This window comes from Halorubrum wangae, from assembly GCF_051194135.1.
In the GTDB taxonomy this organism is placed as follows: Archaea; Halobacteriota; Halobacteria; order Halobacteriales; family Haloferacaceae; genus Halorubrum.
Genome location: NZ_JBLZNH010000002.1, coordinates 444,204 through 461,292, shown reverse-complemented (window position 1 = coordinate 461,292; position 17,089 = coordinate 444,204). Strand labels below are relative to the sequence as shown.

Here is a 17,089-nt window from a genome sequence, read left to right as displayed (position 1 = left end):
CGCACGTTCGGCATGGCAGCCACTGAGACGGAGGCCGAACCCACGAAGGTACTGGAGTTCGGACTGGGGGACGGGACGTACTGTCTGGACATCGGCGTCATCGACGAGATCGTCGACGCCGGCGAACTCACCCGGATCCCCAACTCGCCGGCTCACGTCGAGGGCGTGATGGACCTCCGCGGGCGGACGACGACGATCGTCGACCCGAAGACGCTCTTCAAGATCGAGGAAGCGGGACCGCAGGAGCGGATCGTCGTGTTCGACGACGACGAGATCGACGAGGGCGGCACCGTCGGCTGGATGGTCGACGAGGTGTTCCAGGTCCGCGACGTCGCGCCCGAGGACGTCGATCAGGGAACCACCGTCGACGACGAAGGGATCCGCGGAATCGTCAAATCCGACGACCGGTTCGTCGTCTGGGTCTCGCCCGACGTCGACGGCATCGACGCCGCCGAAGCGGTCCCCGAAGAGGCCGACACGTAAGCGGGCGGCGGTTGTGCCGGCCGATCGGTCTCGGTCGGCGGTGTGTCACGTGACCGGTCGGCGACCGTGGCGACGACCGTTCTCACCCATGAGAAACGGGAGCCAATCCTTATCTGATAACCGGTGAGTGGATTCGTATGCGCGTCTCAAGCGGCGTCCCCGGGTTCGACGGCCTCGTCGACGGCGGCTTCCCGGAGAATCGCCTGTACGTTATCAGCGGCCCTCCCGGAAGCGGAAAAACGACGTTCTGCTCGCAGTTCGCCGCGCAGGGCGCTCGAAACGGCGAGGACGTGCTGTACATCAGCATGCACGAGACGAAGGAGGGAATCCGCCGCGACATGAGCGGCTACGACTTCGGGTTCGACCGGGCACTGGACACGGACCGGGTCACCTTCCTCGACTCCTTCTCCTCCGACGGTCGTCGGTTCTTCGGCCTGCCCGGTGAGCGGCGGGACCACTCGGGGGTGACGAACCGGCTCACCGGCTTCATCAACTCCCGGGACATCGACCGCGTCGTCTTCGACTCCACGATGCTGTTGCGGTTCCTCCTCGACGACGACGAGGACACGATGATCCAGCTGCTCTCCTCGCTGAAGCGGACCGACGCGACGACGCTGCTCATCTCCGAGATGACCGACCCGAGCGCCTATTCGGAGGAGCATTACCTCGCGCACGGCGTCGTCTTCATGCACAACTACCTCGAAGACGGCGGGATGCAGCGCGGGATTCAGGTGCTGAAAATGCGTGGCACCGACGTCAACACCGACATTCAGGACATCGAGTTTACCGGTAGCGGGCTTCGCGTCGGCTCAGCCACGACGGTGACCCACTGATGTACGACCGGACCTTCGGCACGGAGTGGGACGAACTCAGCCGCGAGGAGGCGGTCCGCCGGGCGTTCGCGCTCGGCGTCGCCGAAGGAGTGGGAAACAGGCGCTCCGACGAACTTGACCGCGTGATGGAGGCGTTTCCGGGCGCGTACGACCGGACCCTCGTCGAACTGGCGTACGACGAGGGACGGACCAAGGCGCTCGACGCGGCCGGCGACGCGGACGGTCCGGAGGAGGTGTGGGACGCGCTCGTCGACGGCGAGGGCCTGCCGCGCGGGCCACCGGCGAGAGACGCGTTGCCCGGTGCGATAACGAATCTGACACTAACCCAACCGCCCCGTGAAGGCCTTCCGTCGTCACTCGACTTCCCGTCGATGCTCCGAAAGTGATCCCTCGGAAGGGTTTTACGCGATACCCACCCAATCCAGACACATGACCGTGCTTCCGGACGCTGTCCGTGACGCCGACAGCGTGCTCATCAGCGGCCCACCGATGAGCGGGAAGTACGACCTGTTCAACCGGCTGCTCGCCGAGTGGACGGACGAACCCGTCATCATCTCAACTGGCCGTACCGCGGAGAAGGTCCGCGACGACTACGAGACGATCACGGGACGAGGCGGCGAGGACGTGACCGTCATCGACTGCGTGACGCACGAACAGGGCGACAAGCGCGACGACACGCCGACGACCAAGTACGTCGGCAGCGCCGGGAACCTCACCGACATCGGGATCAAGTTCACCGACGTCGTCGAGTCCTCGGCCGGGCGCGACCGGGCGGTCGGCGTCTACTCGCTCTCCCAGCTGTTGATGTACTGGGACCCCGAGCGGATCTACCGGTTCACACGCGTGATGACCTCGCAGACGTCCGGCGAAGGGTGGCCCTTCGTCGGTGTCGTGGGGTCGACGGCGCACGACGAACAGGTGGTTCACACGCTCCACGAGCCGTTCGAAGTCGTCCTCGAGACGCGCGTGGAGGACGACGACCGCGAGTTCCGCGTCCGGGGACGGGTCGGCGGCCCCTCCGACTGGATCTCGTTTTAGTCGACGTATCAGGCGATGACACCGCTCACCCGACCAGTTCGAACTGCGCGCCGAGCGGCGCCGCGTCGACGATGCCCCAGTAGACGAACCGGTAGGTCCCGGGACCGAGCGCCGGGCAGACGGCCAGGTCAACGTCGGGCACCGCCGACCCGATCGCGTCTTCCTCGAGGTCGATCGACCAGCTGTACGCCCCGCTCGAGCCGAGCGTCTCCTCGGCGCGCGGCAGTTCGACGGCTTCGCCCGTCGTCGAGCCGCGGACGTCGAGCCACCCCGACGCGGTCTCCCGTTGGATCGAGTAGGCGTAGCGGCCGAGCGCGGTCGCCGGTTCGTCGCCGGTGTTCCGCAGCACCAGCCGGATCGCCTGGCCGTACGTCTCCGAGTTCCCCTCCGAGGTTAGCTCGAACGTGGTCGTCTCGGTTTCCACGAGCGTCCCCTCGACTTCACCTTCGAACGGCTGAGAGAGGCGGACGAATCCGTCGTCCTCGCAGGACAGTGTCTCGGGGACGCCCGCCGGACCCTGCGGGCCGTCGCCGGCGGCGAAGTCGAGACAGCCGGCGATACCGAGCGATCCCCCGGCGGTGAGCGTCGCCCCGGTTCGCGCCAACAGGTCGCGTCGCGTGCGCTCCATGCGACCCGTAGGGACGGGACCGGTTTCAAGGGTGCGAGTCCGGCCGGTCACGTCGCGTGCGCTCCATGCGACCCGTAGGGACGGGACCGGTTTCAAGGGTGCGAGTCCGGCCGGTCGCGTCGCGTCGCCGCTCCCCGCAACGCGTTCGGAACCGCTTTCCCGTCGGCCGGCGGATGGCTTCGCATGGAGCTGTTCGGATCCAGCGGCATTCGCGGGGTCGCGCTGCGGTATCTCACACCGGAGCTCGTCCTCGACATCGCGAAGGCGGCCGGTACGGTGTGGGACGCCGATCGGGTCGCCGTCGCCCGCGACACCCGAACCACCGGCGAGCTGTTCGCCAACGCCGCCGCGAGCGGGCTGGCCGCGGTCGGCTGCGACGTCGACCGGCTCGGCGTCGTGCCGACGCCCGCGGTCGGGAGCTACTGCGAGTCTGCCGAGATTCCCGCGGTGCTCGTCACCGCCTCACACAACCCGCCGGAGTTCAACGGGATCAAGCTCGTCGGCGATGACGGCGTCGAGCTTTCGGTCGACGTGCTCGAACGCGTCGAGCGCCGCGTCCTCGACGACGACTACAACCTCGCCGACTGGCGGGATGCCGGAGCGACGACCGCCGTCGAGGGTGCGGTCGACGACTACGCCGACCAGTTGCTCGACGCGGTCGACCGCGAGGCCATCGCCGACTCCGACCTGACGGTCGCAGTCGACCCCGGTCACGGCGCGGCGTCGGTCGCGTCGCCGCGGATCTACCGCGAACTGGGCTGTGAGGTACTAACGGTGAACGCGACGCCCGACGGTCACTTCCCCGGGCGCGACTCCGAGCCGATCCCCGAGAACCTGGCGGCGCTCTCGCGGCTCGTCGCAACCTCCGACGCCGACGTGGGAATCGCCCACGACGGCGACGCGGACCGCGCCGTCTTCGTCGACGAGACCGGCGCGTTCGTCGACGGTGACACCTCCTTCGCGGCGATGGCCGACGCCTGCGTTGAACCGGGAGACGCGGTCGTCAGCGCGGTCAACGTCTCACAGCGCCTCGTCGACGTCTGCGACGCGAACGACGCCGACCTCGAACTCACGCCCATCGGCGCGACGAACATCATCACCCGGACGCGCGAACTCCGCGACGAGGGGGTCACAGTTCCCATCGCCGGGGAGGGGAACGGCGGGTTGTTCTTCCCGCCGTACCGCCTCTCGCGGGACGGCGCGTACATCGGCGCCCGGTTCCTCGAACTGCTCGCGGCCGCAGACGGCCCCGTCAGCGAGGCCGTCGCGCCCTACGCGGACTACCACTTCGTTCGCCGCAACGTCGAGTACGCGGACACCGACGAGCGCGACGAGATGCTCTCCGCGGCGCGGGCGTACGTGGAGACCGCCGACGCGGCGCCGAACACCACCGACGGCTACCGACTCGACTACGGCGACGCGTGGGTGCTCGTGCGTCCGTCCGGAACGGAGCCGAAGATCCGCATCTACGCCGAGTCCGCCGACGCCGACCGCGCCGAACGGCTCGCGACGGATATGCAGGTCGCCGTCGAGAGCGGCCGGTAAGGGGCGGACGGTCGAGCGGTCGGTGTCAGGCGCTCGCGAGGCGACTGCCGCAAGCCGAGAACGCGGAGCGACGCCTCCCCGCCGACGCCACGTCGAGACCAGTCAGAAGAGCGAGGAGTTCCGATACAAATATATTAACTCAGGTTGTAGTAATGATTGATATGAATGCGCGGGAGACCGGTGTCACGTCGAGAATCGAGCCGCACGGAAGCGTCGAGCCGACCGATCTGGTTCGGCTGATGGAGAGCGAAACGGAGACGATCACGGGCGCCGTCGCGGCCGGAGCGGTGACGCTGGGCGATCTGGACCGGTTCGTGCAGAGCGTCGAACGCGGCGAGGTCGACTGCTGTGGCGGGACCGACGCAGTCGTGCGAATCCTCCGATCGCTGCTGAGCGACCGGCGCCCGAACTGGGAGGAGATGGCGTCGGCCGGGCTGTCGACCGTCGCCTGAATTCGCTCGAAAAACTCGACTGTTCGTCACTCTACCACCCGTTCTCGTCACTCTACCACCCGTTCTTTCGAGTTTCCGTCCTGGAGCGTCCCCGCTATCGGTCGAGCGCCGCAAGCGCCTCCGCCGCTTCCCGGGCCGCCTCCAGGTGGTCGCGCGCCCGGCGCGGGTCGTCGGTCTCCTCCGCCGCGACGGCGAACCGGTTCAGGCTCCGCGTCAGCGACGCCCGAGCGTCGGCGATGCTTCCGGATCCGGCGGTCGCCGCGGGCGACGCATTCGCCGCGGGGGTACCCGTCGAGGGTGGAGACCGCTCTCCCGATGCGCCGGTCGGCGGAGCCGAGCCGCGGGCAACCGGGCCGGTCGATTCGGTCGACTCGTCGGGTGCCGCGGTCCCGTTGCCGCGAGGCGGGGTCGGTGAGTCTCCGTCGGCCTCCGTCTCCGGCGGCCGGGACGTTTCGGGCGTTTCGGGCGTCTCGTGCGTCTCGGGCGTCTCCGACGCCTCGACTCCCCGGTCCGCCTCGCCGCCGTCCTGCACGTCCGCGGCGTCGACTGTGTGACAGGACGGACAGAACTCCTGTCCGTCTTGTCGGAAGATGGGGTCGCCGCAGTCGTCGCAGTGGCGGTTCGTCATCGTCGCCCCCTTGAGGAGCAGTTCGGACATCCGCTGGGTGTGTTCGCGCTTCTCGTCGTCGTCCGAGAGCTTCTCTCGGAGCTTCTCTCGTTCGGCTTCCTTATCGAACCCGTCGCTCATGAGCGAACGAACGTGGTTGACGAGCAAAAGTCCGGTGGGCTCGGGACGAGCGTTGCGACCGCAAACGGGGTCGAGTCGTGCCGGCGACGCGCCGTCTACTCCTCGGTGATGGTCCGGTCGTCGGGATCCAGTTCGCCGCGGTACATCTTCGAGCCGTCCTGCGCGACCTGCCGCCCGAGCACCGCGCACTTCACGCGCATCGGGGAGATGTCGGCGCCGAGCATCTCGGTGATGTCCTCGGTGTCCATCTCGTGGAGCTCCTCGACGACCATGCCGTGCAACCGCTCTGAGAGCATGCTCGCGGAGGCCATCGAGATGGCACAGCCGTCGCCGGTGAACCGCACCGCCTCGATCGTCTCGCCAGTCTCGTCGAGGCCGACGTCCATCTTGATGGTGTCGCCGCAGGAGGGGTTCTCGCCGACGTGCGTGTAGTCCGGATCCTCGAGCTCACCGTAGTTGCGCGGGTTTTTGTAGTGATCGAGGATCTGCTGCCGGTACATGTCTGAGCCCAGTCCCATATTGGTTCAGAGTACGCCAGTACGAGTCAAAAGAGTTCCGTCGCTTGGATCGAGTCGCCGCACCGACGGGAGTCGACATCGGCCAACGCGACAGCGTCCGGCCGTCTACTCCTCGGACTCGGTCGGCTCGACGACCGTCTCTGAGCCGGTCGGGGAGCACGTCGTCGCCGTGGGCGTGTGCTGGGCGCCGTCGCCGCCGACGAGTTCGTGGAGTCGTTCGAGGATGCAGTCGTACTGGCCGCGATCCGGCTGTTTGACGAAGTATGCGTCGGCACCGGCGTCGAACGCCCGCGCCTCGGTCTCCGCCTCCCGGCAGGTGGTGTGGAAGGCGACCGGCACGTCGCTGCCCCGCGCTCGGAGCTCCTCGACCAGTTCGACGCCGGAACCGTCCGGTAGCCGCTCTTCGGTCACGATGCAGTCGACGGCGTCGCGAGCGTCGAGCGCCGCCGCCATCTTGTCGACCGACCTGACGGTAAACCGGTCGGCGAACCGCTCCACGAACGCCGCCAGCAGTTCCGCGGAGTCCACGTCCGGTTCGACGTGCAGCAGGACGACTGGACCCCCGTCGTCCGCCGAGTCGTCGCCGGCGGCGGTGTGCGTGTCTGGCTGCGAATCGGACGCGGTCGGAGGTTGCGTGGAGTCTGTCATGTGCAGGAGAGATGAACGAGACGTCGTCGGTCGGTCGAGACGGACCCCGTCGCGGCCACGCCCCCGCCGAGCGCCGCGACCGCCGATCGCCGGGCGCCGCCGGCGAGGGCGTTCCGAGAACGGTCGACGAGGAGCGAGCGGTCCGTCATGCTGAGTGGACGAATGCGCCCAGTTCACCTATAAGTGGACGACGCTCAGTCCGGATTTTCCCGGATTAAGCCCGATTTATCGTCGCGTGTCGCGGCCGTTTTCGGCCGTTTCCCGGCCGCTCCGGCGATCGCTCCGGCGATGAGGTCGTGGGCGGGAGAACACGTCCCGGGCTGGCGGGTTCGGCGCGCAAACTGCCGGTCAGGCGAACAGGTCGCGGGCCTCGCGAACGGCCTCGACCAGGGCGTCTATCTCCTCGACGGTGTTGTAGAGGTAGAAGGAGGCGCGCGCGGAGGCGGCGACGCCCATCTCGTCGTGGAGGGGCTGCGTGCAGTGGTCGCCGGCGCGGATCGCCACCCCGTAGTCGTTGAGAATGCTGGAGAGGTCGTGCGCGTGGACGCCGTCGACGTTGAACGCGACGAGCCCACCGCGGTCGTCGCCCGGCGGGCCGTATATCTCCACCCCGCCGAGCGCCTGGAGTTCGTCGTAGGCGTACTCTGCGAGGAGGTCCTCGTGGGCCTCGATCTGGTCCATGCCGATCTCTTCTAAGTACTCGATCGCAGACGCGAAGCCGATCCCCTGTGCGATCGAGGGGGTACCGGCCTCGAACTTCCACGGCAGGTCCTCCCACGTGGAGTCCTCGAAGGAGACGCGACGGATCATGTCGCCGCCGTAGAGGTACGGCTGCATCGACTCCAGAAGCTCCTCGCGGCCGTACAGCGCGCCGACCCCTGTCGGCCCGCACATCTTGTGCGCGGAGAAGGCGAAGAAGTCGACCCCGAGCGCTTTCACGTCGACCGCGCGGTTCGGCACCGACTGCGCGCCGTCGGCGAAGAGATACGCGTCGTGGTCGTGTGCGAGGTCCGCGAGGTCGGCGATCGGGTTGATCGTGCCGAGGGTGTTCGAGACGTGGACGACCGACACCATCTGGGTATCGTCGTCGATGAGATCAGCGGCGTCGTCCATGTCGAGGCGCCCCTCGTCGGTGACGTCGATAAAGCGCACGTCGGCGCCGGTCCGCTTGCCGATCTGTTGCCACGTCACCAGTGACGCGTGGTGTTCCATCTCGGTGAGCACGACGTTGTCTCCGGGACCGAGCTCTTCGAGGCCCCACGCGTAGGCGACGAGGTTCATCGCCTCGGTCGTGTTCTTCGTGAAGACGATCTCCTCGCGGCCCGCGGCGCCGACGAAGTCGGCGACCGTGTCGTGCGCCTCCTCGTAGGCGACGGAGGCCTCTTGGCTCAACTGGTGGATCCCGCGGTGGACGTTGGCGTTGTAGCTCCGGTAGTAGTCCGAGATCGCGTCCACGACCGGGTCGGGCGTTTGCGAGGTCGCCGCGTTGTCGAGGTAGACGAGCGGGGTGTCGTCGCCCGGCCCCTCTCCCGGTGACTCCGGATCGCCGCCGACCTTCCGATCGAGGATCGGGAAGTCGGCCCGGAGCGCCTCCACGTCGAACGGGTACTGCTCCTGAACTCCCATTGCCCTGATCTGGGTCCCGAGCACTAACACACCTTCGGTCCGGCGGGTGTTGCGGGTAGCTCGGAGCGGCACCAGTGCGTCCACCCCGTCGTTTTCGGGGCGGTGACCGCTTCCGAAGCCCCGTCCGCGAGGGCTCGGTTCGGTCCTCGTGTCCCTCGCACGCGCTCCCATTTCGGGATCACTGATGCGCTCGCAGGCGCCACGCCGGCTTCAGTGATACTTGCTCGCGTCGGGGCGCCTCGTTCTCCGCGTTTCGCCGCGACGCCCGAACTAATGCCCTTTTGAACGCGGGGGACCTCCATCAAGGTATGACCGACACCCTCAGGCTCGCCACGCGCGGGTCGGACCTGGCCCTCCGACAGGCCGGGATCGTCCGCGACGCGTTATCGAGCCGCCGACGCGAGGTAGAGCTCCACCGCGTCGAGACCCGCGGCGACCAGATCCCCGACGAGATGATCCACCGGCTCGGGAAGACCGGCGCCTTCGTCCGCTCGCTCGACGAGGAGGTGCTCGCCGGCGACGCCGACCTCGCCGTCCACTCGCTGAAGGACGTGCCGACCGAGGGAATGGACGACATGGTCGTCGCCGGCGTCCCGGAGCGCGCGCCCTCCGGCGACGTGCTCGTCCACCCGGACGGGCTCGGAATCGAGGACCTCCCGTCCGGCGCCGTCGTCGGGACCGGGTCGCTCCGGCGGACAGCGCAGATCAAGGCCGCGCGCCCGGACCTCGTCGTCGAACCGCTCCGCGGCAACGTCGACACCCGAATCGAAAAGCTGCTCGCGCCCGGCCTGCAGGCGGAACACGAGCGCCGGCTGATCGCCTCGGGGGAGGCGAGCGCGATGACCGCCGAGAAAGGCGGAGACGCCGACGCGGAAGACGGCTCCGGAGACGACGAGGACGAACCGGCGGCCGACGAGGAGTTCGACCGCACCGTCGAGGAGTGGTTCGACTCCCTCTCGGACCTGGAGCGCTCCGCGATGGAGCGGAAAGTGGAGACGGAGTACGACGCCATCGTCCTCGCGGAGGCGGGGCTGCGGCGCTCGGACCTGTTCCACGAGGTCCCGTCGACGCGGCTCCAGCGCGAGGAGTTCGTACCGGCGGCGGGACAGGGCGCCATCGCGGTGACTGCGACCGACCCCGACGTGATCGAGGACGTGCGCTCTGCGATCGATCACCCCCGGACCCGAGTGGCCGTCACCGTCGAGCGAACGATCCTCGGTGAGCTCAACGGCGGCTGCGTCGCCCCTATCGGCGTCTCGGCGCTCGTGCAGGGCGAGCGCGTTCACACCCGCGTCCGCGTGCTCTCGACTGACGGAACCGAAGAGGTGGCCGACACCCGTGACCTCCCTATCCGATCGCACGCGAAGGCAGCCGAGGCGTTCGCGGCGGATCTCGCGGACCGGGGCGCCGCCGACCTCATCGCGGCCGCTCGCGAGGAGGCCGAGACCGACGAGGGGGCACGCGAGGAGGCGGCAGATGAGTGAGGAAGGAACGAGCGAGGCGGGCGACGTCGGCACCGTCTACCTCGTCGGCTCGGGGCCGGGCGACCCGGACCTCATGACAGTGAAGGCCGCCCGGCTGATCGAGTCGGCCGACGTGGTGCTGCACGACAAGCTCCCCGGCCCGGAGATACTCGGCGAGATTCCGGCTGAGAAACGCGAGGACGTCGGTAAGCGCGCCGGCGGCGAGTGGACCCCGCAGGAGTACACGAACCGGCGGCTCGTCGAACTGGCGCGCGAGGGGAAGTCGGTCGTCCGGCTCAAGGGCGGCGATCCGTTCGTCTTCGGGCGTGGCGGCGAGGAAGCCGAGCACCTCGCCGACGCCGGAATCCCGTTCGAGGTCGTCCCCGGCGTCACCTCGGCCATTGCGGGACCCGCGGTCGCCGGAATCCCCGTGACGCACCGCGACCACGCCTCGTCCGTCTCCTTCGTCACGGGTCACGAGGACCCGACGAAGGAGGAGTCGGCAGTCGACTGGGACGCGCTCGCCGCGACCGGCGGCACCATCGTCGTGCTGATGGGCGTCGGGAAGCTGCCCGCGTACGCGGCCGAGCTCCGGAACGCAGGACTCGACGGCGACACCCCCGTCGCGCTGGTCGAGCGCGCGACGTGGCCGGAGATGCGCGTCGCGACCGGCACCCTCGACACCATCGTCGACGTCCGCGACGAGGCAGGGATCGAGCCGCCCGCCGTCACCGTGATCGGTGACGTGGCGGCGACTCGAGAGCGCGTCGTCGAGTTCCTCCGCAACGAGCGAGAGCGAGGTGAGGGCGCGTGAGCGACGCCGAGGCCGACGACGCGACCGGCGAGCACGGCGACGCCCCTCGAATCGCCGTCTTCCGGCCGGCCGACGAGCGGATCGACGACGCGGCGACCTTCTTGAGATCGCTCGGCGCCGACCCGGTCGCGGACCCGATGCTCGCAGTCGATCCGACGGGCGCGGTTCCGGCCGCGGCGCCCACCGTCGTCCTCACGAGCAAGACCGGCGTCGAACTCGCGGCCGAGGCCGGCTGGGAACCGGGCGACGCGACGCTCGTCGCTATCGGTCCCGCGACGGCCGCCGCGGCCCGCGAGGCCGGCTGGACCGTCGACGTGGTTCCAGACGAGTACACATCGGCGGGACTGGTCGAGGCACTCTCTGGGCGCGTCGACGGCGAGCGCGTCGAGGTGGCGCGCTCGGACCACGGCAGCGACGTGCTCCTCGACGGCCTCCGCGCGGCCGGCGCGACCGTGAACGAGACGGTGCTCTACCGCCTGACGCGGCCGGAGGGCGCCGGCGAGTCGACCGAACTGGCCGCCGCCGGCGACCTCGACGCCGCCGCGTTCACCTCGTCGCTCACGGTGACCCACTTCCTCGACGCCGCTGAGGAGCGCGGGATTCGCGACGCGGCGGTCGCCGGCCTCTCGGATGCGGTCGTCGGCACCATCGGTTCGCCGACCGCAGAGACGGCGGCCGAGCACGGAATCGACGTCGACGTCGTGCCGGACGACGCCGACTTCACGGCGCTCGCAGAGGCGGTAGTCGAGGCGGCGACGGAGGGCGAGACGGACGCGAGCGGCGAGTCGTCCGAAGATACGTCACCGAATCGGTAGGTTCCAGCGCGGAGAGCCCGATTCAGTCGCGGCGTCACCCGAGCGTCGATGTGCGGGAATATCCCCGATAGACGCCCGCTCCGAGACGTCTCACCACCCCACATATTTATCAGAAGGAATAATTCGGCCGCGCGATTTAATATCCGACACGTTCGATGTGGTATCATGGAACCGAGCGAGCGCTGGTCGCTGCGGACCGACGACGGGGTGTTAGTCGTCGAGTTCCCGCACGGGACCGGGTTGAGCCCCGCCGACGGCGAGGCGCTCCTCGATCGGTGGCGGGCCGCCACGGCCGACCGGACGATCGACGCCGTCGTGTTCGTCGTGCGAACGAGCCGACCCTGTTCTGACGCAGGTCGACGGGCACTGCGCGAGTCGGCGCAGATCGCCGTCGCCCGCGACGTGGACCGGTTCGCGGTCGTCGGCGAACGCTCGAAGCGCCGCTATCTCAAGCGAACGATCGACGTGGAGGGAATCGACACCGAGGCGTTCAACGACGACGACGCCGCGCTCCGGTGGGCGAAATCACCGGGCGCGGCCGCTTCGTCAGCCGAGACCACTTCGTAGGCGGCGTGGCTTTTGAAGAATAAAACATCGCTTGCGCGACGGTCGAAACCGAAGTGACGACTCGGTGATCCGTGGTTAGTCGCCGTCGCCCGTAGCGGTCCCGTTCTGGGGGTCGTCGCCGTCCGTGTCGCTGGGTTCGCTGTCGTTAGCCGTCGACCCGCTTTCGGCGCCGTCTTCGTCGCTCTCGTCATCCTCGTCGTCGATCTCGTTGACCTCGACGTCCCGGCCCGCAACGCCGCTCCCGGAGATCACGGGCGTGAGGATGTAGCCGTTGTTCTTTCCGCGCTTGACGACGTTGATGTCGAAGACGAAGCTGACCGGTTCGTCGGACGTAACCTCGAACCCGTTCGTGATCTGAAGCTTCTCGCTCGGAAGCTTCACGTCGACCGTCTCGCCGTCGACGATCCCCTCGACGGTGGAGACCGAGAGTTCGACCTTTTCGTAGCTTCCCGCCGGGATCTCGCCGTCGAACACGGCCATCGCGTCCTCCTCGATCACCTGCGTGAGGTCGACCGTCGCGTCGTCGAGGTCGACAACGGTGAAGCCGCGGCCTTCCTCGTCCTCGTCGCTCTCATCTGCCTCGGCGGCCTCGCCTTCCTCCTCTTCGACGGTTCCGTTCGGAGAGTCGCTCGTCGTTTCGGTCTCGTTTCCGGTCTGCTCCGTTCCGTCGTCTCCGTCGGTATCCTCGCTCTCGTCGCTCTCCTCCTCGCCGTCGTCTCCGTCGGTATCCTCGCTCTCGTCGCTCTCCTCCTCGCCGTCGTCTCCGTCGCCCGCCTCGAAGATCCGGGCCTCGCTGAGCGTGACGTCGAGCCGATCGAAGTCGCCGATGTCGGCCGGGGCGTCGCTGATGAGCAGCCGGAAGCCGCCGGTGAGCGACTGGGCGCCGTCGGAGCCGTCCGATCCATCGGAGCCGTCCGATCCGTCTGAACCGCCCGACGGCGGAAGCGCACCGTCGCCGGCACAGCCGGCGAGCATCGTCGCGCTCGCGCCCGCGCCGAGCGCCACGAACTCCCGACGCCGGAGGCCGTCGGCAGCGGTGTCCTGTGAGCGGTCGTCGCCTGTCGCCCGCGGTCGGTCCGTCATGGTGTTTCACCGAATGAGCCGGAGACGGGTATATAAGCAAGATTCTCTTTCCGATTTTGTGCCGATAAAGCCCGTTTTACGATCGGAGATCGCGATCGTTTATAAATGGACGCCGGAGTTCCGGCCGCAGGCTACGATTCGACCGTGTCGATGCCGGCCGCCTCGACCACACGCGTCGCTTCTCGGGTGGCGCGCTCGCGGACCGCGTCGGCGTCGATCCCGACATGCTCGCCGTCGGCGTACCTGACGTCGCCGTCCACCATGGTGAAGACGACGTCGTCGCCGTGGGCGGCGTACACGAGGTGCGAGCGCGGATCGTGAACCGGCGTGGCGCGCGTGCGGTCGGTGGTGAGGCCGATCACGTCGGCGCGCTGACCCTCCCGAAGCGTCCCGAGGCGGTCGAAGCCGGCGGCGAGCGCGCCGTTCGTCGTCGCCATCTCCAGCACGGTCGCGGCCGGGAGACGGGTGGGGTCTCGGGCGTCCACCTTCCCGAGGAGACTCGCCTGCCGCATCTCGGTGAACGGGTCGAGCGTGTTGTTGCAGGGCGGTCCGTCGTTGCCGAGCGCGACCGCGATCCCCCGGTCGAGGTAGTCGTGGACGGGGGCGATCCCGGAGGCGAGTTTCATGTTCGAGGAGGGGCAGTGGGTGACGACGGTGCCGGTCTCGGCGAGCACCTCGCGCTCGCGCTCGCTCGTGTGAACGCAGTGCGCGAGGGTCACGTCCGGGCCGGTGAGCCCGACCTCGTCGAGCCACAGGATGTTCCGCTTGCCCGTGTCGGCCTCCACCGTCTCGATCTCATCTTCGTTCTCGCTGGCGTGGGTGTGGATCGTCACGCCGTCGTGGCGGTCAGCGAGCGCGCGGCAGCCCCGGAGGCACGCCTCGCTGCAGGTGACGGCGAACCGCGGGGTGACCGCGTACCGGACCCGGCCGTCGGCGGCGCCGTGGTACTCCTCGATCAGCGCCTCGCTCTCGGCGAGCGCGGCGTCGGTGTTCTCCAACAGACCGTCGGGCGCGTCCCGGTCCATCAGCACCTTCCCGAGCCGGGCGCGGATCCCCGTGTCGATCGCGGCCTCGAACGCCTCGGCGGCGTGGTTGACGGAGAGGTGGTCGACGACGGTGGTCGTGCCCGACTCGAGACACTCGAGGTACCCCAGTTCGGCGGCGGCGCGCGTCGCCTCGGCGTCCATCGCGGCCTCCATCGGGAGCACGGCGTCGAACAGCCAGTCGAGGAGGGCGTCGTCGTCGGCGATCCCGCGTCCGAGCGACTGCACCGAGTGCACGTGACCGCCGACCAGACCGGGCGCGACGAGGTCGACCTCGCGGCGCTCGTGGTCGGGGTACTCCTCACGGAGGGCGGCGGCGTCGCCGACCGCGGCGATCGTCGCCCCCTCGACGACGACCGCGCCGTCGGCGATTACGGTCTCGGGATCGGGAATGACGGTTCCGGCGATCAGCATGTCCGTCCGTTCCTGACGGCCGGCTCTTAAGAGGGTGTTCCTCGCGTGCCAGTGCTGGGGGGCGCCGTTCGATCGCCCGCGACCGACGGCTATTCGTTCCGGCCGCCCCCACCCGGATCCGTGCTCAGATACGTGACGACGAACCCCGGGAAGGTGCGCGAGGCGGAGCGCTATCTCTCGGACGGCTCAGTGGAGCGGCTCGACTTCGACTACCCGGAAATACAGGCCCCGGAGCTCGGTCCCATCGCCGCGCGAGGCGCTCGGGAGGCGTACCGACACGCGGGCGAGCCGGTTCTCGTCGACGACGCGGGACTGTTCGTCGAGGGACTCGGCGGCTTCCCCGGCCCCTACTCCTCGTACGTCGAGGAGACGCTCGGGATCGAACGCGTCCGCGATATCGCGGCCGACCTCGACGACAGCCGGGCCGCCTTCCGGTGCGTGCTCGGCTACTGCGACGGCGACGAGTTCGCGGCGAGCCCGGATCCCGTCGACCGCGGCGACCGGAACGCGGCTGCCGCGGCGGGGCCGGACGACGGGGCCGCGAACGGGGGCGACCCTGAGGCGTCGGCCGACGCCCTCCCCGTCAAGCTGTTCGAGGGGTACGTCCCCGGTCGGATCGTCGCGCCGCGCGGCGAGGGCGGGTTCGGTTACGATCCGATCTTCGAACACGACGGCGAGACGTTCGCCGAGATGGACACCGATCGGAAGAACGCGGTGTCACACCGGGGACGGGCGTTAGAGAAGTTCGCGGAGTGGTACGCGGACCGGTAAGTCGGGTCGACCGCGTGAGCGACGCGTCGGGATCCCTCGAGACGCCTCAGGACGCGTCGACGCCGCTCAGGCCGCGTCCGCGATAGCGCTCGCGAGCAGGTCGCAGCCGAGGTCGATCTCGCGTTCGGTGACGTCGAGGGGCGGGAGGACCCGGAGCACGTCGTGCCCGCACGCCAGCGTGAGCAAGCCGCGGGAGAACGCGTTCTTCTGGGCCGCGTCGCGGTGCTCCTTCGAGTCGAACTGGACCGCGAGCATCAGCCCCTTTCCGCGGACGTCGGTGACCTGCGCCAGGTTCGCGTCACGCATCGTCTCTTTGAACTGTCGCCCTCGCACCGTGGCGTTGTCCATGAGGTCGTGCTCGTGGATCGCGTCGAGCGTGAGCGCTCCCTGCGCGGACGCGATCACGTCGCCGGCGCCCCACGTCGACGAGAGCCGGCTCCTCTCCTCGGGGAACACGTCGGACCGGGAGATGGTCGCGCCGACGCGGAGCCCCTTCGCGCTGGAGATCACGTCCGGTTCGAGCGCGTAGTGGTCGGAGCCCCACATCTCGCCGGTGCGACCGACGCCCGCCTGGATCTCGTCGGCGATCAGCGTGATGTCGTGCTCGTCGACGAGGGCGGCGATCTCGTCGGTGAACGAGTCGGAGGGGAACCGGTAGCCGCCCTCGCCCTGGATGGGTTCCATGATGAGGTACGCCACGTCGTCGGGGTCGATGTGGCCGCGCTTGGGTTCGAGCTTCTCGCGCAGGCGGGAGACGCCGTCGACGAAGAAGCCGCACGAGCAGGTCTCCGGGGTGCAGTTGCTGTCGTCACAGAACGGCGCGTCGTGGACGCCGCTGATCTCCGGGAACTCTCGACGGTACACGGATTTCGACCGGTTGAGCGAGAGCGCACCGAGCGTTCGCCCGTGGAACGCGCCGTCGAACGTGATCGCGTGTTTGGCGCCGCCGGAGTCGTCGTACGCGATCTTGATCGCGTTCTCGACCGCCTCCGCCCCCGAGTTCGAGAGGAAGACGGTGTCCATGTCGTAGTGATCGGTGATATCGGTGAGTCGCTCCATCAGCCCCGACGACCCCGGCAGCCCGTCGCCGGGTGATTCGCCGCCGGCGACGTAGAAGTCCTGTCCCGCGATCTTCAGGGGGTCGACCAGGTCGAACTCGGCGAGCGGCTCCATGATCTTCGGGTTGTTGTACCCGAGCGGCGCGGCGGCGACGTGGCTCGTGAAGTCCATGAGGACGTTGCCGTCGACGTCGGTACAGAACGGGCCCTCGGCGGGCGCGGTTCGGTCCCAGACGAACTCGTAGACGTACGTGCTCGGCGCGGCAGACTCGTGGTGGTAATCGACCCACTCTCGGGCGCGGTCACCGGGAAGATCGGTGACCTCGGGAGTGGCCGTGTGACGATCCATGCCCACACGTCGCACGCGGACGGGAATAAACTCGGGGCAATCGCGCAGGCGTTAGAGAAATATCCAACTCCGTCGCAGGGGTGATCGAGCGGAGACGGTGGCGGCGGGCGCGGCGGGCGGGGAGCGCGGCACGCAGAGACGGGGGACTCGAGAGGAGGAGGACTCGAGAGGCAGGCGACAGCGACGCCGGCGT

The 17,089-nt window shown here is 68.8% G+C and carries 20 protein-coding genes; 11 read left to right on the top strand and 9 right to left on the bottom strand.

Annotated elements, in window-relative coordinates; genetic code table 11:
* The first annotated feature begins 12 nt into the window (after positions 1 to 12).
* The 4 genes from ACNS84_RS07555 to ACNS84_RS07540 all read left to right on the top strand — a co-directional run bounded on the left by ACNS84_RS07555 (position 13) and on the right by ACNS84_RS07540 (position 2,354).
* Positions 13 to 483, top strand: coding sequence for a chemotaxis protein CheW (locus ACNS84_RS07555; RefSeq protein WP_435074231.1), 471 nt, complete (start codon positions 13 to 15; stop codon positions 481 to 483).
* Positions 484 to 620: 137 nt separating this feature from the next.
* Positions 621 to 1,316 carry an RAD55 family ATPase gene (locus ACNS84_RS07550; protein WP_435074230.1) on the top strand — a complete coding sequence of 232 codons (696 nt, stop codon included), beginning with the start codon at positions 621 to 623 and terminating at the stop codon, positions 1,314 to 1,316.
* The gene (locus tag ACNS84_RS07545; RefSeq protein WP_435074229.1) at positions 1,316 to 1,702 is read left to right on the top strand and encodes a DUF8057 family protein; all 387 of its coding nucleotides are present in this window, start codon (positions 1,316 to 1,318) and stop codon (positions 1,700 to 1,702) included. Before ACNS84_RS07550 ends, ACNS84_RS07545 begins: the two co-directional genes overlap by 1 nt.
* Positions 1,703 to 1,745: 43 nt before the next feature.
* Complete coding sequence (locus ACNS84_RS07540; protein ID WP_435074228.1) at positions 1,746 to 2,354, top strand: DUF7504 family protein; 609 nt, start codon at positions 1,746 to 1,748, stop codon at positions 2,352 to 2,354.
* Between the two features lie 25 nt (positions 2,355 to 2,379).
* Here ACNS84_RS07540 and ACNS84_RS07535 read toward each other — a convergent pair whose 3' ends face one another.
* Complete coding sequence (locus tag ACNS84_RS07535) at positions 2,380 to 2,982, bottom strand: hypothetical protein (protein ID WP_435074227.1); 603 nt, start codon at positions 2,980 to 2,982, stop codon at positions 2,380 to 2,382.
* A gap of 183 nt (positions 2,983 to 3,165) precedes the next feature.
* Between ACNS84_RS07535 and glmM the strand changes: the two genes are divergently transcribed.
* On the top strand, positions 3,166 to 4,527 hold the full coding sequence (gene glmM, locus ACNS84_RS07530) for a phosphoglucosamine mutase (RefSeq protein ID WP_435074226.1): 1,362 nt from the start codon (positions 3,166 to 3,168) through the stop codon (positions 4,525 to 4,527).
* A 161-nt stretch (positions 4,528 to 4,688) separates the two neighbouring features.
* The gene (locus ACNS84_RS07525; protein ID WP_435074225.1) at positions 4,689 to 4,979 is read left to right on the top strand and encodes a hypothetical protein; all 291 of its coding nucleotides are present in this window, start codon (positions 4,689 to 4,691) and stop codon (positions 4,977 to 4,979) included.
* Positions 4,980 to 5,073: 94 nt separating this feature from the next.
* Here the strand turns inward: ACNS84_RS07525 and ACNS84_RS07520 are convergent, their stop codons facing one another.
* From ACNS84_RS07520 to ACNS84_RS07500, 5 genes are all read right to left on the bottom strand, one after another.
* Positions 5,074 to 5,727 (bottom strand): Sjogren's syndrome/scleroderma autoantigen 1 family protein, encoded by a 654-nt coding sequence (locus ACNS84_RS07520; protein ID WP_435074224.1) that lies wholly within the window; start codon positions 5,725 to 5,727, stop codon positions 5,074 to 5,076.
* Between the two features lie 95 nt (positions 5,728 to 5,822).
* On the bottom strand, positions 5,823 to 6,245 hold the full coding sequence (sufU, locus tag ACNS84_RS07515; RefSeq protein ID WP_435074223.1) for a Fe-S cluster assembly sulfur transfer protein SufU: 423 nt from the start codon (positions 6,243 to 6,245) through the stop codon (positions 5,823 to 5,825).
* Between the two features lie 105 nt (positions 6,246 to 6,350).
* Positions 6,351 to 6,893 (bottom strand): response regulator, encoded by a 543-nt coding sequence (locus tag ACNS84_RS07510; RefSeq protein WP_435074222.1) that lies wholly within the window; start codon positions 6,891 to 6,893, stop codon positions 6,351 to 6,353.
* Entirely contained in the window at positions 6,890 to 7,042 is a 153-nt protein-coding gene (locus tag ACNS84_RS07505) for a hypothetical protein (protein WP_435074221.1), read from the bottom strand. The genes ACNS84_RS07510 and ACNS84_RS07505 overlap by 4 nt, the downstream gene beginning before the upstream one ends.
* Positions 7,043 to 7,241: 199 nt before the next feature.
* Entirely contained in the window at positions 7,242 to 8,519 is a 1,278-nt protein-coding gene (locus ACNS84_RS07500; protein WP_435074220.1) for an aminotransferase class V-fold PLP-dependent enzyme, read from the bottom strand.
* A 308-nt stretch (positions 8,520 to 8,827) separates the two neighbouring features.
* Between ACNS84_RS07500 and hemC the strand changes: the two genes are divergently transcribed.
* From hemC to ACNS84_RS07480, 4 genes are all read left to right on the top strand, one after another.
* Positions 8,828 to 10,003, top strand: a complete 1,176-nt coding sequence (hemC, locus tag ACNS84_RS07495) for a hydroxymethylbilane synthase (protein ID WP_435074219.1) — start codon at positions 8,828 to 8,830, stop codon at positions 10,001 to 10,003.
* Positions 9,996 to 10,796, top strand: coding sequence for a uroporphyrinogen-III C-methyltransferase (cobA, locus tag ACNS84_RS07490; RefSeq protein ID WP_435074218.1), 801 nt, complete (start codon positions 9,996 to 9,998; stop codon positions 10,794 to 10,796). The genes hemC and cobA overlap by 8 nt, the downstream gene beginning before the upstream one ends.
* Positions 10,793 to 11,611 (top strand): uroporphyrinogen-III synthase, encoded by an 819-nt coding sequence (locus ACNS84_RS07485; RefSeq protein ID WP_435074217.1) that lies wholly within the window; start codon positions 10,793 to 10,795, stop codon positions 11,609 to 11,611. The genes cobA and ACNS84_RS07485 overlap by 4 nt, the downstream gene beginning before the upstream one ends.
* 165 nt (positions 11,612 to 11,776) lie before the next feature.
* A complete protein-coding gene (locus ACNS84_RS07480) occupies positions 11,777 to 12,178 on the top strand; it encodes a hypothetical protein (RefSeq protein ID WP_435074216.1) in 402 nt (133 codons plus the stop codon).
* 75 nt (positions 12,179 to 12,253) lie between these two features.
* Here ACNS84_RS07480 and ACNS84_RS07475 read toward each other — a convergent pair whose 3' ends face one another.
* Both ACNS84_RS07475 and ACNS84_RS07470 read right to left on the bottom strand, forming a co-directional pair.
* Entirely contained in the window at positions 12,254 to 13,261 is a 1,008-nt protein-coding gene (locus ACNS84_RS07475) for a DUF4382 domain-containing protein (protein WP_435074215.1), read from the bottom strand.
* A gap of 131 nt (positions 13,262 to 13,392) precedes the next feature.
* The gene (locus ACNS84_RS07470) at positions 13,393 to 14,718 is read right to left on the bottom strand and encodes a 5'-deoxyadenosine deaminase (RefSeq protein ID WP_435074214.1); all 1,326 of its coding nucleotides are present in this window, start codon (positions 14,716 to 14,718) and stop codon (positions 13,393 to 13,395) included.
* Positions 14,719 to 14,838: 120 nt separating this feature from the next.
* Here ACNS84_RS07470 and ACNS84_RS07465 point away from each other — a divergent pair, with 120 nt between their 5' ends.
* Positions 14,839 to 15,489, top strand: coding sequence for a non-canonical purine NTP pyrophosphatase (locus ACNS84_RS07465; RefSeq protein WP_435074715.1), 651 nt, complete (start codon positions 14,839 to 14,841; stop codon positions 15,487 to 15,489).
* Positions 15,490 to 15,555: 66 nt separating this feature from the next.
* Here the strand turns inward: ACNS84_RS07465 and ACNS84_RS07460 are convergent, their stop codons facing one another.
* Positions 15,556 to 16,896 carry an aminotransferase class III-fold pyridoxal phosphate-dependent enzyme gene (locus tag ACNS84_RS07460; protein ID WP_435074213.1) on the bottom strand — a complete coding sequence of 447 codons (1,341 nt, stop codon included), beginning with the start codon at positions 16,894 to 16,896 and terminating at the stop codon, positions 15,556 to 15,558.
* Positions 16,897 to 17,089: the final 193 nt, after the last annotated feature.